The sequence below is a fragment of the Microbacterium sp. Leaf351 genome, from assembly GCF_001423825.1.
Taxonomy (GTDB): domain Bacteria; phylum Actinomycetota; class Actinomycetes; order Actinomycetales; family Microbacteriaceae; genus Microbacterium; species Microbacterium ginsengisoli.
The window spans coordinates 30698-44055 of record NZ_LMPK01000009.1; the positions used below are offsets into that span (position 1 = coordinate 30698).

At 68.9% G+C, this 13358-nt stretch carries 17 protein-coding genes and 1 pseudogene; 5 read left to right on the forward strand and 13 right to left on the reverse strand.

Going from position 1 to position 13358, the window contains the following annotated elements; genetic code table 11:
- Positions 1–487 precede the first annotated feature (487 nt).
- Complete coding sequence (locus ASG00_RS03390; protein WP_162238340.1) at positions 488–1240, forward strand: metallophosphoesterase; 753 nt, start codon at positions 488–490, stop codon at positions 1238–1240.
- Between the two features lie 232 nt (positions 1241–1472).
- Here the strand turns inward: ASG00_RS03390 and ASG00_RS03395 are convergent, their stop codons facing one another.
- The 7 genes from ASG00_RS03395 to ASG00_RS03425 form a co-directional block, all read right to left on the reverse strand.
- Entirely contained in the window at positions 1473–2546 is a 1074-nt protein-coding gene (locus ASG00_RS03395; RefSeq protein ID WP_056206921.1) for an ATP-binding protein, read from the reverse strand.
- Positions 2543–2905: a YraN family protein gene (locus ASG00_RS03400; RefSeq protein WP_056206923.1), complete on the reverse strand. Its 363-nt coding sequence runs from the start codon at positions 2903–2905 to the stop codon at positions 2543–2545. The genes ASG00_RS03395 and ASG00_RS03400 overlap by 4 nt, the downstream gene beginning before the upstream one ends.
- Positions 2906–3004: 99 nt before the next feature.
- Positions 3005–3328 (reverse strand): DUF2469 family protein, encoded by a 324-nt coding sequence (locus ASG00_RS03405; protein ID WP_045248430.1) that lies wholly within the window; start codon positions 3326–3328, stop codon positions 3005–3007.
- Between the two features lie 54 nt (positions 3329–3382).
- Positions 3383–4042 carry a ribonuclease HII gene (locus ASG00_RS03410; RefSeq protein ID WP_056206924.1) on the reverse strand — a complete coding sequence of 220 codons (660 nt, stop codon included), beginning with the start codon at positions 4040–4042 and terminating at the stop codon, positions 3383–3385.
- Complete coding sequence (lepB, locus tag ASG00_RS03415; protein WP_056206925.1) at positions 4039–4839, reverse strand: signal peptidase I; 801 nt, start codon at positions 4837–4839, stop codon at positions 4039–4041. The genes ASG00_RS03410 and lepB overlap by 4 nt, the downstream gene beginning before the upstream one ends.
- Positions 4840–4977: 138 nt before the next feature.
- A complete protein-coding gene (gene rplS, locus ASG00_RS03420) occupies positions 4978–5325 on the reverse strand; it encodes a 50S ribosomal protein L19 (RefSeq protein ID WP_045248433.1) in 348 nt (115 codons plus the stop codon).
- A gap of 190 nt (positions 5326–5515) precedes the next feature.
- Positions 5516–6013: a hypothetical protein gene (locus tag ASG00_RS03425; RefSeq protein WP_056206927.1), complete on the reverse strand. Its 498-nt coding sequence runs from the start codon at positions 6011–6013 to the stop codon at positions 5516–5518.
- 119 nt (positions 6014–6132) lie between these two features.
- Here ASG00_RS03425 and map point away from each other — a divergent pair, with 119 nt between their 5' ends.
- A complete protein-coding gene (gene map, locus ASG00_RS03430; protein ID WP_056206929.1) occupies positions 6133–6915 on the forward strand; it encodes a type I methionyl aminopeptidase in 783 nt (260 codons plus the stop codon).
- On the opposite strand, the gene trmD is transcribed toward map, so the two are convergent.
- The 4 genes from trmD to rpsP are packed head-to-tail and all read right to left on the reverse strand — an operon-like array spanning position 6895 to position 8944.
- On the reverse strand, positions 6895–7605 hold the full coding sequence (gene trmD, locus ASG00_RS03435) for a tRNA (guanosine(37)-N1)-methyltransferase TrmD (protein ID WP_056206931.1): 711 nt from the start codon (positions 7603–7605) through the stop codon (positions 6895–6897). The genes map and trmD overlap by 21 nt on opposite strands.
- A gap of 1 nt (position 7606) precedes the next feature.
- A complete protein-coding gene (gene rimM, locus ASG00_RS03440) occupies positions 7607–8269 on the reverse strand; it encodes a ribosome maturation factor RimM (protein ID WP_045248437.1) in 663 nt (220 codons plus the stop codon).
- Positions 8269–8499, reverse strand: coding sequence for an RNA-binding protein (locus tag ASG00_RS03445; RefSeq protein WP_045248438.1), 231 nt, complete (start codon positions 8497–8499; stop codon positions 8269–8271). Before ASG00_RS03445 ends, rimM begins: the two co-directional genes overlap by 1 nt.
- Positions 8500–8503: 4 nt before the next feature.
- Positions 8504–8944 carry a 30S ribosomal protein S16 gene (rpsP, locus tag ASG00_RS03450; RefSeq protein WP_045248439.1) on the reverse strand — a complete coding sequence of 147 codons (441 nt, stop codon included), beginning with the start codon at positions 8942–8944 and terminating at the stop codon, positions 8504–8506.
- A 181-nt stretch (positions 8945–9125) separates the two neighbouring features.
- Between rpsP and ASG00_RS03455 the strand changes: the two genes are divergently transcribed.
- Positions 9126–10286 (forward strand): glutamate--cysteine ligase, encoded by a 1161-nt coding sequence (locus ASG00_RS03455; RefSeq protein WP_156454815.1) that lies wholly within the window; start codon positions 9126–9128, stop codon positions 10284–10286.
- Between the two features lie 14 nt (positions 10287–10300).
- Here ASG00_RS03455 and ffh read toward each other — a convergent pair whose 3' ends face one another.
- Together ffh and ASG00_RS03465 are read right to left on the reverse strand one after the other, a co-directional pair.
- Positions 10301–11848, reverse strand: a complete 1548-nt coding sequence (gene ffh / locus ASG00_RS03460; protein WP_056206934.1) for a signal recognition particle protein — start codon at positions 11846–11848, stop codon at positions 10301–10303.
- Between the two features lie 12 nt (positions 11849–11860).
- Complete coding sequence (locus ASG00_RS03465; RefSeq protein WP_056206935.1) at positions 11861–12430, reverse strand: TetR/AcrR family transcriptional regulator; 570 nt, start codon at positions 12428–12430, stop codon at positions 11861–11863.
- 77 nt (positions 12431–12507) lie between these two features.
- Between ASG00_RS03465 and lipB the strand changes: the two genes are divergently transcribed.
- A complete protein-coding gene (lipB, locus tag ASG00_RS03470; protein ID WP_056206938.1) occupies positions 12508–13146 on the forward strand; it encodes a lipoyl(octanoyl) transferase LipB in 639 nt (212 codons plus the stop codon).
- Positions 13143–13358: pseudogene (locus ASG00_RS16730) on the forward strand (lipoyl synthase); the annotation flags it as partial. The gene lipB and the pseudogene ASG00_RS16730, both read left to right, overlap by 4 nt.

Genomic DNA, 13358 nt, shown 5'->3' on the forward strand with positions numbered 1-13358 from the left:
TCGACGAGATTGGGAGCGTGACCAGGTTTTCCGGACACCTGAGTTGAGGCGATGATCTTCTCGGAAGGAGTCTGTGAGATGCCTGCTGCTCACCCACCGGAGTTCCGGCGTCGAGCCCCGGATCTGGTCGCCCAGGGAAACCCTGTCGGCCAGACCGCCTGTGATCTGGCAATCAGCGAGTCCTGTCTTCGCAACTGGATGAACCGTGACGCAGTCGACAGTGGCCGCAAGCCCGGTCTGACGACCGATGAGCACAAGGAGCGCTTACGCCGGTGGCCGGTGGCGCAGTAGCTCGGATCGCGGCAGGCGAGCCTTCAGCGCCTTCCTGCCAGGCAGACCGCCACTTCGATGAGCTCTAGCGGAAGCTTCCCAGAGCTATCAGACAATAGACCGCGGTAGATTCCGCTAGACATTCCCAACCCCACGATGATCGGCGGAGGCGACCGTGAGCGAGTATCCGTGGTTCGACTTCGACCAGGTCGACTTCGTGACCGCGGACACCCATTTCAGTCATGCCCGCATCAGCGAACTCGCCGGCCGCCCGTTCACCACCGTCGAGGAGATGAACGAAGAACTGATCCGCCGATGGAACCACACGGTGGCCGCGGAGGACATCGTCCTTCACCTCGGGGACGTCGGGCTCGGCCCGATCGAGGAGTCCCTCGCGCTGACAGCACAGCTAAATGGGCGCCGGTTCCTCGTCCCCGGTAACCACGACCGGGTCTCGTCTGCGACGCAGAGCAAGCGGGCGATCGAACGATTCCGGCCACAGTACGAACAGGCCGGGTGGACCATCCTCCCGGACGTCATCGAGGGCACGCGGCACGGATACCGACTGCTCGCATCCCACTACCCCTACCGTGGCGACACGCAAGACATGGACTGGCAAACAACACATCGGCCGCGGTGGGACGATGGGATCCCCCTGCTACACGGGCACACCCACGCCCGCGACCACGGACCGGACGGGCATCAGTTCCACGTCGGTGTTGACGCGCACGGCTACGCCCCGATCCCATTCACCATCATCGATGCCTGGATCCAAGGGCTGCCGGGCGTCGAGACCTGGCTCGAAACTGCCATCCGCGAGGCGCATCAGCTCGTCACCGACTTCGACAACGCGGAAAGACCGGGCATGGACGCGATGTTCTATGTGCACGGCTACAACGAACTACGCGTCGCGATCGAAGAACTCCTGGGCGCCTTGGGCACACCCAACGATCCAGAGGGAAACGGCTAGGACTCAAGCCGCGGCACCAACGATGTGGCCATCTTGTCGTCGCGACGCGGAGTCGCCTCCCTTCACCAATCTCCGTGACGGATCCACTCCGGAAGGGAACCGGCCCACGCACACCGGGACAGCCGCACGATGAGGTCCCAATGCGCGCGCAGCCAAGTCCGAGGGTCGGCCACGAATGCACTGCAGCAGCGCGGTGGCGCTACGAGCGACCTCCTGAGTCACTGTGGTGTCTCTAGGCACTGTCCAGTCGTACACAAAAGACGACGAGCTGGAATCTCGCCGGGAACGCGGCGACGACCCCCATGCGATGGATCTCGATGGCACCGCGCTCGAGCGGCTGACGGAGAGCGTCCAGCACCGACGACGGGAACTCGCCCGCCTCGTCGAGGAAGAGCACGCCGCCGCTCGCCCGTGAGATCGCCCCGGGTCGCACCGTGCGGGAACCCCCTCCGACGAGCGCCGCCACGCTCGCGGAATGGTGGGGTGCCTCCAGCGGGGGTGTGCGCTGAAGCCGAGACACCCGCCGTCCCGACAGGGATGCCACGGCGGCCGCGGTCAGCGCCGCGTCGTCGTCGAGGGCGGGGAGACGTCGGGCGAGCATGGTCTTGCCCGCACCGGGTGGCCCGCTCATGAGCACGTGGTGTGCACCGGCGGCCGCGACGACCAGCGCCTCGACAGCGGCGTCCTGCCCGACGACATCGGCGAGCTCGGCCGAGTCGGCGACCGGTGGGTCGTCGTCGGCTGCGTCCGAAACCGCGGTGGGTACCGTGTCCCCCGGGTCATCCGCCTCGAGCTCGGCGCCGTGCAACACGGCCGTCGCCCTCAGATCGGCGACACCGACGACATCGATGCCGGGCACGAGTTGCGCCTCGGTGAGGTTCGCGCGGGGCACGACGACGCGGCCACAGCCGCGGCGCGCGGCCGCCATCACGGCCGGAAGCACTCCCGGCACCGCTCGGACTCGCCCGTCGAGGCCGAGCTCGCCGATGTGGACGCTGCGCGCGACGGATGCCGCATCCAGGACGCCCGCGCTCGCGAGCGCTGCGACGGCGATGGCGAGGTCGAACGCCGCGCCGTGCTTCGGGACATCCGCGGGGATGAGGTTGACGGTGATGCGTCGGCGGGGCAGCGGGAGTCCGCTGTTCATGCACGCGTTCGTCACGCGCTGCGCCGCCTCGGAGAGCGCCCTGTCACCGAGGCCGATGATGCGCAGATCGGGCTGCTGGTCGGTGAGGTCGGCCTCGACGTCGACGACCGTGCCGTCGAGGCCGACAAGGGCGATGGCCGCGGTACGGGCGACGGTCATCGGAGATCTCGCAGGTGCTCGATCGCGCCGGTGGCGGGGTCGGCTCCGATCACCGCGATCGCATCGACGCGCAACGCAGCGCCTCGCAGTTCACCGGCATGCACCCGACGCCACGCGTAGGCAAGCCGCCATAACCGCGCGAGCTTGACCGCCGACACCGCCTCGAGCGGATGCCCGTAGGCCACGCTCGTGCGCGTCTTCACCTCGACCACGACGACCTCGTCGCCCTCGCGGGCCACGATGTCGATCTCCCCGCCGGGCGCGCGCCAATTGCGGTCGAGCACGGTGAATCCCACCGCGATCAGATGAGCGGCGGCTCGGTCTTCACCGGCCCGCCCGAGGACGTCCTTCGCTGCCATGACCCCAGCGTCGCCGGGCATCGCGTGTCATCCGCGCCACCTGGTCGATCCGGGGAGAGCGTGCGCCTCACGGCGCGGCGCGACCGCCTGTGGAGGAGCTCAGCTGTCGAGCGAGAGCTCTTCGGGCAGCTGGAAGTCGCGACGCGACAGCTCCTCGACGTTCACGTCCTTGAACGTCAGGACCCGCACCGACTTCACGAACCGGTCGGCCCGGTAGATGTCCCAGACCCACACATCGGTCATCGTGATCTCGAAGTAGAAGTCGTGCTCGGTGTCGCGGCGCACGACATTCACGTCGTTGGCGAGGTAGAACCGTCGCTCGGTCTCGATCACGTACTGGAACTGCAGGACGACATCGCGGTACTCCCGGTACAGAGCCAGCTCGAGTTCGCGGTCGTAATCCTCGAAGACATCGTCATCCATGGTGTCTCCATCCTAGAGCGACGGATGCCGCTCCCGACCGTCCGCACACGACGCTCACCACAGGGTGGGCGCGTCGGCGATCGCCCAGCTCGCGCGGTGGTGGGGGCTCAGCCCGTGCGCGCGGATCGCCGCGCGGTGGACCTCACTGGCGTAGCCCTTGTTGCGATGCCACTCGTACGCCGGATGAGTCGGATGCAGCTCCGTCATCACCTCGTCGCGCGCGACCTTCGCGATGATCGACGCCGCCGACGCGCTCGCGCAATCGCGGTCCGCCTTGACCCGCACGATCACGGGCGCCCCGGGGTCGGCGGTCGGAGTGATGTAGTCGTGGTTGCCGTCGAGCAGCACGATCGCGTCGTCCACCTCGACACCCTGGCCGCGGAGGTCGGCGAGAGCACGCAGCGCCGCGTTGCCCATGGCGCGCATGATGCCGATCTCGTCGATCTCGGCAGCGCTCGACCAGCCGATCGCGGACGCGGACACCCATCCCCGAGCACGATCGCGCACGTCGGCCCGCCGTCGCTCGGCGACGAGCTTCGAATCGCGCAACCCATTCGGAACACCCGCCTCGATCTCGACTTCGCCGAGTACCGCCGCGCCGATCGCCACCGGCCCCGCGAGAGCGCCGCGCCCGACCTCGTCGCACGCGATGACGAGCGGATGCCGCGCCAGCAGTTCGCGTTCGAACACGAGAGTGGGCTCGATGACCGTCACGGAGCGCCCGTGGTCGTCGGGGTCGGCGAGGGGACGGGAGAGCCGGAGGGCCCCGGGACGCCGGCGAAGACGTCGTGGTGGAAATCGAGCGCGCCGAAGCGCGAGAACGGCCAGGTGATGAGGAACGCGCGACCCACGACATCCGAGACGGGCACGAACCCCTTCCCCGGCTGATCCTGGTTGTATCGCGAGTCCTTCGAGCGGTACCGATTGTCGCCGAGAACCCAGAGCGAACCCTGCGGCACGGTGACGTCGAAGGCGATGCCCGACGCGGCGGCACCGGGTGACGGCACGGTGATGTACGACTGCTCGTCGATCGGCTGCCCGTTCACCGTGATCTGCCCCGCGGCGTTGCAGCAGACGACGTGGTCTCCCGGCAGGCCGATGATGCGCTTGATCAGATGGTCGTCGCTGTCGCTCGTGGAGAGCCCGACGAGGGAGAGCACCCAGTCGATTCCAGCGAAGATCGGATTCTGGGGCCCGGAGGCGGTCGTGCTCGGATCCAGCCAGCCGCCCGGGTCCTTGAAGACCACGATGTCGCCGCGCTGGTATCCGCCGAAATTCGGCGTGATCTCGTCGACGAGGATGCGGTCCTGCTCCATCAAGGTCGTCTCCATCGACGCCGAAGGGATGTAGAACGAGCGCACGACGAACGTCTTCACGAGGAACGACACGAGCACTGCGATGACGACGACGACCACGACGTCCCGCGCGAATCGCCAGGGTCCCCCGCGGCGACGGGTACGGATCGGCGCCGACGGCGTCTCGTCGGGGAGGGAGTGTTCTTCGGTGGTCATGCAGGTCCTCACGCGGCGTAACGAAAGCCGGCCATCAGCGTCTCACACAGCGCACCGCGACACACCCGACGCGACGGAGAGTCGTGGCCGGAAACGACGAACGCCCCGCTCGATGAGCGGGGCGTTCTGAAGGGGACCTCAGCGGTCGCGCTTCTCCTTGATCTTGGCCTTCTTGCCACGGAGGTTGCGCAGGTAGTAGAGCTTCGCGCGGCGCACGTCACCACGGGTGACGATCTCGATCTTGTCGAGAACCGGCGAGTGCACCGGGAAGGTGCGCTCGACGCCGACCTGGAAGCTGATCTTGCGCACCGTGAACGTCTCACGGACGCCGTCGCCCGAGCGGCCGATGACGACACCCTGGAAGACCTGCACGCGCGAGCGGCTGCCTTCGACGATGTTCACGTGGACCTTGACGGTGTCACCGGGGGCGAAGGCGGGGATGTCGGAACGGAGCGACGCGGCGTCGAGCTCGTCGAGGATCTGCATGATCTCTGCTTCCTGCAACCGCCACAGGTCGGCTGCATCGTTAGATGTACGGGGAATGTGCTCGTCCGCCGGAAGAATCTCCGGCACGCTCCCCTGAGGCAGAGCCCATCAGAGCACAAACAGCCATTCTGCCACGGATGACGAACGTCTCAAAACCGAGAGAGCGGATGCCGCGGCATCCGTCCTCGCGTCACTGTGCCCCGCGACTCGTCTCGGTGATGACGATGACCTCGTGCTCGCCCTGCGGGGCCGCCGGGCGCGGGCGCATCGGCGGGATGTAGCCCGTGCCGTCGGCGGCACGGAAGATCGCGCGGCCGGGCTTGGCTTCCCGCCACAGCTGCCGCAGCGTCAGCCACAGCAGCGCGACCCCGACGAAGATCGTGAGCACCATGACCGGTGCCCACCAAGACTCGCGGAAGAAGCCGAGCGAGATCGTGAGGAGGTGCCAGACGGCGAAGCCCGCGACATCCAGCCATGACACGGCGCGGCTCTCCCGCACGGTCGGGCGCGCGCGGACCAGAAGGGCGAGCAGCAGCTGGCCGACGAGCACCGAGGGGATCGCGATGAACAGCACCCAGAGGAACGCCCAGGCCCCGGCGTTGAACACGCCCCACCCGACGAACAGCCACGCCGGCAGCACGAAGGCGGCCGGGATGAGCCATCGGAAGAACGCGCGCCTGAGCCACATGACCCCGATGCTACGCCCGATGACGCCGCGCTCGGCGGCACCTTCGGCGATGCGGAGCCTCCTCTCAGCGGCGACAGCCGGGATCCGAGAGAATGGATCAGATACAGGAGGCACCACCCATGATCGAGCTGCGCACACCGACCGAGATCGAGCAGATGCGACCCGTCGGCCGGTTCGTCGCCGAGACGCTCGCGACGCTGCGCGACGAGACATCGGTGGGCACGAACCTGCTCGCGATCGACCGCCGCGCTCACGACCTCATCCGCCGCGCGGGGGCGGAGTCCTGCTACATCGACTACCACCCCTCGTTCGGGGCGAGCCCGTTCGGCAAGGTGATCTGCACGTCCGTCAACGATGCCGTGCTGCACGGACTCCCCCACGACTACGCCCTGCGCGACGGCGACCTCGTGACTCTCGACTTCGCGGTCTCCATCGACGGCTGGGTGGCAGACTCGGCGGTCTCCTTCGTCGTCGGCACCGCCCGCGACGAAGACCTGCGTCTGATCGAGACCACGGAGCGCGCACTCGACGCGGCGATCGCCGCAGCGACCGTCGGCCACAAGGTCGGCGACATCTCCCACGCGATCGCCGCGGTGGCGCGCGGCGAGGGCTACAGCATCAACACCGATTTCGGCGGACACGGCGTCGGACACATCATGCACGGCGACCCGCACATCCCGAACGACGGGAAGGCGAACCGCGGCTACCCGCTGCGCGACGGTCTCGTGATCGCGATCGAGCCGTGGTTCCTCGCGACGACCGACGAACTGGTCACCGACCCCGACGGCTGGACCCTGCGCAGCGCCGACGGTTCCCGGGGAGCGCACTCCGAGCACACGATCGCCGTCACCTCCGACGGCCCCATCGTGCTGACCGACCGGTCATTCCTCGGCGTCGACTGACTCCGCCGGCAGCAAGTCGGGGCGGCGCGCCCGCGTGCGCTCGACCTGCTGGTCGTGCCTCCACGCGGCGATGCGCCCGTGGTCGCCGCTGAGGAGGACGGGCGGCACGTCTCTGCCGCGCCAGCTCGACGGCTTCGTGTACGACGGGTACTCGAGGAGCCCGTCCTGGTGCGATTCCTCGACGAGGCTCTCGGGATTTCCGACCACTCCGGGGATGAGTCGTCCGATCGCCTCGATCATGGCCATCGCGGCGACCTCGCCGCCGTTGAGCACATAGTCGCCGAGACTCACGAGCCGAACCTCGCCGAGCCGCGCCGCCTCCTCGAAGACGCGCTCGTCGATGCCCTCGTAGCGTCCGCAACCGAATACGAGGTGCTCACGGGTGGACAGTTCCCGCGCGAGCGACTGGGTGAACCGCTCCCCCGCGGGCGACGGGAAGATGAGAGTCGGGGATGCCGCGGCATCCGCCACGATCGCATCGAGGGCCTCGCCCCAGGGTTCGGGCTTCATGACCATCCCGGCCCCGCCCCCGTACGGACTGTCATCGACGGTGCGATGACGATCGTGGGTGTGATCGCGCAGATCGTGCACGCGCACGTCGAGGATGCCGCGCCCCCGCGCCTTCCCGAGAAGGGAGACCTCGAGGACGTCGAAGAACGAGGGGAAGATCGAGACGACGTCGATGCGCATGTCAGCGCTCGTCGGTCTCGTCGTCGGTCTCGTCGTCCTCGGTTCCGGGAGCGGTCGGAGCCGGCTCGGGATCGTCGTCGACGAGATCCTCGAACAGACCGTTCGGCGGCGTCACGACCACACGACCGCCGTGCACGTCGACCTCCGGGACGATGGCCGACACGAACGGCACGAGCACCTCGCGCTCCCCCGCCTTGACGATGAGGAGATCCTGCGCGGGAAGGTGGTCGACGCGGACGACGCGCCCCACGCTCTGTCCCTCACGTACGACGTCGAGTCCGACGAGCTGATGGTCGAACCAGGCGTCGTCCTCGGCGGGGGCGGCGTCATCCTGGTCGATCCAGAGGATGGCGCGCACGAGGGAGTCCGCGCCGGTGCGGTCCTCCACGCCGTCGAAGAACACGACCGGGTGGGAGTTCATCCACCGGAACTCACGCACGGTGACGGTCTTGCCGAACCACTCCGAGGAGTCCGGCACCTGCAGGATGAACGCGGCACCGGGGACGAAGCGACCGTCGGGGTCATCGGTGTAGAGCTCGAGCTTGAGGGCGCCCTTCAGGCCATGGGCCTTCACGAGCCGGCCGACACGGAGCTGGGTCTTGCCGGGTCGGGGTGCGCGCACGCCGGAGCGCGCCCGCGCGTCGGGGCTGGGGGTCGCGGACATCAGTCGTCGGAGATGTCGACGCGCACCCGCCGGCCGGCGGCCAGGGCGGCCACGACCGTTCGCAGGGACTTGGCTGTGCGGCCGCCGCGCCCGATCACGCGACCACGGTCGTCGGGGTGGACGTGCACATCGAGCACATCCCCCCGCGGCGATGAGGTGGCCTCGATGCGTACGTCATCGGGACGATCGACGATCGCCTTCACGACGTGCTCGAGCGCGGCAGCCAGCACGGGCTCAGTCCTCGGTGGTCGAGGCGTCGGCCTCGGCCTCGTCCGCGGCGGGGGCCTCGTCGGCGGTCTCCGCGACGGGCTCCTCGGCCTTCTTCTCGACCTTGGGCTTGACGACCGACTTCTTGGCGGTGTCGGCCACGAACTCGGCCTTGCCCTCGGCGACCTTCACGGTCGAGACGGCGTTCTTGTCACCCTTGAACTGGCCCCAGTCGCCGGTGAGCTTGAGGAGCACGAGCACCTGCTCGGTCGGCTGGGCGCCGACGCTGAGCCAGTACTGCGCACGCTCCGAGTCGACCTGGATGAGCGAGGGCTCCTCGGTCGGGTGGTACTTGCCGATCTCCTCGATGACGCGACCGTCGCGCTTGGTGCGCGAGTCGGCGACGACGATGCGGTAGTAGGGCGCACGGATCTTGCCCAGGCGCTTGAGACGGATCTTGACAGCCACGATTCTCCTGAATGGTGTGTACGTGAATGAACGTCGCCTGGAGCGTGGGGTGCACACCCGGCGGAAGCTCGAAGGGGTGGATGTCGCCGGATAGAGGGTCGGGCGATGGTCCAGCGGTCTATTTTGCCAGAAGATGACGGATGCCGCGAACCGCCATGACTCGCTCTGCCAGACTGTGCGCGTGCCGCAGCCCTTCGCCGAGTCAGCGCGTTCCACCGTGGGTCTGGAATGGGAGCTGATGCTCGCCGACGCGGACTCCGGTGACCTCGTAGGCGCAGGCCCCGAGATCGTCGAGGCGCTGGCCGACGCGACGGCCTCGGAGCGATTCACGGTGACCGGCGAGCTGCTCACCAACACCGTCGAAGTGACGAGCGGCATCGGTTACACGGTCGCCGAGGCGGTCGGCGATGTCACGGACGCTATCAGCGCGGTGCGCTCCGAGACCGACCGGGCCGGCATCGAGCTGCTCTCGGCCGGAAGCCACCCCTTCGCGCAGTGGTACGAGCAGTCGGTGACCGACAAGACGCGCTACCACTCGCTCGTCGAGCGCACGCAGTGGTGGGGTCGCAACATGATGATCTGGGGAGTGCACGTGCACGTGGGCGTCGACGACGTCAGCAAGGTCATGCCGATCGTCGGCGCCCTGTCCACCTACCTCCCGCACCTGCTCGCGCTGTCGTCCTCGAGCCCGTTCTGGGCCGGGGAGCGCACGGGCTACGCGTCGAACCGCTCTCTCGTCTTCCAGCAGCTGCCGACCGCCGGGGTGCCGTGGGCCATCGACGACTGGGGCGACTTCGAGGCCTACCTCGACGACATGACCCGCACCGGCGTGATGGCCGACGCCACCGAGGTGAGATGGGACATCCGCCCGGCGCCGCGATGGGGAACCATCGAGGTGCGCGCGTGCGACGGGATGTCGACCGTCGCCGAGCTCTCCGCCGTCGCCGCCCTCACGCAGGCGTTGGTTGAGGACTTCTCCCGCCGCCTCGACGCCGGTGAGACGCTCCCCCGGCTTCAGCCGTGGTTCACGCGCGAGAACAAGTGGCGCGCCGCCCGCTACGGACTCGGTGCGCGAGTCATCGCCGACACGCACGGCCGTCAGGTCAGCGTTCGCGACGATCTCCTCGAGACGATCGGGCGCCTCGAGCCGGTCGCCGCCGATCTCGGTGCCGCTGACGAGTTGCGCGGGGTCGGCGACATCCTCAGCAAAGGCTCGAGCGCATCACGTCAGCTCGCGGTCGCCGATGGCGCGGACGGAGATCTGCGCGCCGTCGTGCGTCACCTGATCGCGGAGTTCCACGCGGGCGCGCCGGCGCGCCCCTGGCCGCCGTCGCGCGGCTGAGGCCCCTCGGCTGATCAGGAGCGCCCGAGCATCTTCTGCAGGTCGGCGAGGTCGGCCTCGCTCGGCGCAGCGTTGCCGCCGCCGAGCCCGAACCCGCTGCCGGTCGGCGCGGCCGGTTCGGAGGTGATGCCTGCGTTCTCGGCCGCACGCTTGGCCGGGTTTCCCGACCGCGAACCGCGGGCCTTCTGCTGCTTGCCCCGCTTGCCGCCGCCGTGGGCACCCGGAACCGGACCCATGCCCGGGATGGCGGGCACGCCGCCGCGCGCAACGGTCTTCATCATCTTCGCCGCCTGCTCGAATCGGTTGACGAGCTGGTTGACGTCGGTGACGGTCATGCCCGATCCGCGCGCGATGCGCAGGCGACGCGAGCCGTTGAGGACCTTGGGGTTGCGACGCTCCCCCGGGGTCATCGAGCGGATGATCGCCTCGGTGCGGTCGATCTCGCGCTCGTCGAAGTTCTCGAGCTGCTGCTTCATCTGGCCCATGCCCGGGAGCATCCCGAGCATCTTCTTCATCGAGCCCATCTTCTTGAGCTGCTGCATCTGCTCGAGGAAGTCCTCGAGGGTGAACTGCTCCTTCGCGAGCTTCTCGGCGACCTTCAGCGCCTCGGCCTCGTCGAAGGCCTGCTGCGCCTGCTCGATGAGGGTGAGGATGTCACCGAGGTCGAGGATGCGGCTCGCCATGCGGTCGGGGTGGAAGACCTCGAGGTCCTCGAGTCCCTCGCCGTTGGACGCGTAGATGATCGGTCGGCCGGTGATCGACGCGACCGACAGCGCCGCGCCGCCGCGGGCGTCTCCGTCGAGCTTCGAGAGCACGACACCGGTGAAGTCCACGCCCTCCTGGAAGGCGCGGGCGGTGGTGACGGCATCCTGACCGATCATCGCGTCGATCACGAACAGCACCTCGTCGGGGCTGATGGCGGCCCGGATGTCGGCAGCCTGCGTCATGAGCTCCGCGTCGACACCGAGGCGGCCGGCGGTGTCCACGATGACGACGTCGTGCTGCTGCCGCTTGGCGAACTCCACACCGTCGCGGGCCACCGTGACGGGGTCGCCGACGCCGTTGCCGGGCTCGGGTGCGAAGATCGTGGCACCGGCACGCTCGGCGACGACGGTGAGCTGCGTGACGGCGTTGGGGCGCTGCAGGTCGGCGGCCACGAGCAGAGGGGTGTGACCTTCCTTCTCGAGGAGCTTCGCGAGCTTGCCGGCGAACGTCGTCTTTCCGGAGCCCTGGAGTCCGGCGAGCATGATGACCGTGGGAGGGTTCTTCGCGAACTGCAGTCGGCGCTGCTCGCCGCCGAGGATCGCGACGAGCTCCTCATTGACGATCTGCACGACCTGCTGCGCCGGGTTGAGCGCCCGGTTGACCTCGTCCCCGAGCGCGCGCTCGCGCACCTTCGCGGTGAACTCCTTCACCACCACCAGCGCCACGTCGGCCTCGAGGAGGGCCCGACGGATCTCGCGGACGGTGCCGTCGACGTCAGCCGGGGTCAGCTTGCCCTTGGTGCGAAGACCGCGGAAGGTCTCGGTCAGCCGGTCGGAGAGTGTGCCGAAAGTCGCCATGATGCGCCAAGTTTACGCGAGCAGCGTGCCGTTGACGGCGGTGAGGGCAGCGTCCAACGGCGTGGACAGCGCGGATGTCCCGGGGCCGGCGTGCGCCCATGCGCGCAGCGCCGCGAACAGGGCGCCCGCGTACGCTGCGGCGCGCACGTCCGCGACCAGTCGCGCCTGGCCACCCCCCGCGAGTCGCCGCGCGATCGCCCGTCCGAGCCGGGCCTGTCGTGTGGCCGCGTCGCGATCCAGCTCGCCGGCGACCCCCATCGCCTCGGCGTGCACGAGCGCGAGCGCCAGCGCGTCGGGGGCGAATCCGGCCGCGAGCTCCCTGAGCACTCGGCGCACCGCGGCATCCGGGTCGCCCTCCCCCGTGGCGAGATCCTCGACGGCGGCCGCGAGCCGTCCGTCGAGGCCGCTCCAGAGCACCTCCGCCTTCGAGTCGAAGTAGTTGAAGAAGCTCGAGCGGCTGACGCCGGCCCGCACGGTGATGTCGGCGACCGAGGTCGCGTCGTACCCCTGTTCGAGGAACAGCTCGCACGCGGCATCCGAGATCGTCTCGCGCGAGGTCGCGCGCGGTCGTCCGGATGCCATGCCCTCAGCGTACGGTCCCTCTCGCCCGACGCGGGCGTATTGTTGGACGCAGTCCAGCAATCAATGATCGGAGCATCGTGCTCGACATCCAGACCGTGGGCCTCGCGCCCGATTACGTGCCCTACCTCGACGGCTGGGCACTGCAGCGCCGCATCCACGCCGACGTCGTCGCCGGCACCCGTAACGACACCCTGCTGCTGCTCGAGCACGAGGCCGTCTACACGGCCGGCAAGCGCACCGAGCCGCAGGAGCGCCCGCAGGACGGCACGCCCGTCATCGACGTCGACCGCGGCGGCAAGATCACCTGGCACGGACCCGGCCAGCTCGTCGGCTACCCGATCGTGCGCCTGGGCGAGCCCGTCGACGTCGTCGCCCACGTGCGCCGCATCGAACGCCTCCTCATCGCCGCACTCGCCCGGCACGGCGTCGACGGCTACCAGGTCGAGGGACGCAGCGGCGTCTGGGTGCGCCGTCCGCTGTCGGAGGACAAGGTCGCCGCCATCGGCGTGCGCGTCGAGAAGGGCGTCACCATGCACGGATTCGCGGTCAACTGCGACAACACCCTCAGCGGCTTCGGCGGCATCATCCCCTGCGGTATCACCGACGCGGGAGTCACCACGGTCAGCGAGGTCGTCGGGCAGGATGTCGCGCCCCGCGACATCCTCGCGTCGGTCGCCGAGGTCTTCGCCGGCGAGTACGCGGGGGCCGTCGCGTGAGCGCCGGGCCGGAGGGCCGCAAGCTGCTGCGCCTCGAGGTGCGCAACGCGGAGACCCCCATCGAACGCAAGCCCGAGTGGATCAAGACCAAGGCGAAGCTCGGCCCCGAGTACCGGGAGCTTCACGCTCTCGTGAAGAACGAAGACCTGCACACCGTGTGCCAGGAGGCGGGATGCCCCAACATCTTCGAGTGCTGGGAGGACCGCGAGGCC

Excerpts from the sequence above, each read along its gene's own strand:
- rimM (WP_045248437.1), bottom strand. The coding sequence starts at position 8,269 with ATGTCCGCGACCCCCAGCCCCGACGCGCGGGCGCGCTCCGGCGTGCGC.
- ffh (WP_056206934.1), bottom strand. The coding sequence starts at position 11,848 with ATGGCGACTTTCGGCACACTCTCCGACCGGCTGACCGAGACCTTCCGC.
- ASG00_RS03425 (WP_056206927.1), bottom strand. The coding sequence starts at position 6,013 with ATGTGGCTCAGGCGCGCGTTCTTCCGATGGCTCATCCCGGCCGCCTTC.
- ASG00_RS03405 (WP_045248430.1), bottom strand. The coding sequence starts at position 3,328 with ATGGATGACGATGTCTTCGAGGATTACGACCGCGAACTCGAGCTGGCT.
- ASG00_RS03400 (WP_056206923.1), bottom strand. The coding sequence starts at position 2,905 with ATGGCAGCGAAGGACGTCCTCGGGCGGGCCGGTGAAGACCGAGCCGCC.
- map (WP_056206929.1), top strand. The coding sequence starts at position 6,133 with ATGATCGAGCTGCGCACACCGACCGAGATCGAGCAGATGCGACCCGTC.
- ASG00_RS03395 (WP_056206921.1), bottom strand. The coding sequence starts at position 2,546 with ATGACCGTCGCCCGTACCGCGGCCATCGCCCTTGTCGGCCTCGACGGC.
- ASG00_RS03465 (WP_056206935.1), bottom strand. The coding sequence starts at position 12,430 with ATGGCATCCGGACGACCGCGCGCGACCTCGCGCGAGACGATCTCGGAT.
- trmD (WP_056206931.1), bottom strand. The coding sequence starts at position 7,605 with ATGCGCATCGACGTCGTCTCGATCTTCCCCTCGTTCTTCGACGTCCTC.
- rplS (WP_045248433.1), bottom strand. The coding sequence starts at position 5,325 with ATGCAGATCCTCGACGAGCTCGACGCCGCGTCGCTCCGTTCCGACATC.
- lepB (WP_056206925.1), bottom strand. The coding sequence starts at position 4,839 with ATGACCACCGAAGAACACTCCCTCCCCGACGAGACGCCGTCGGCGCCG.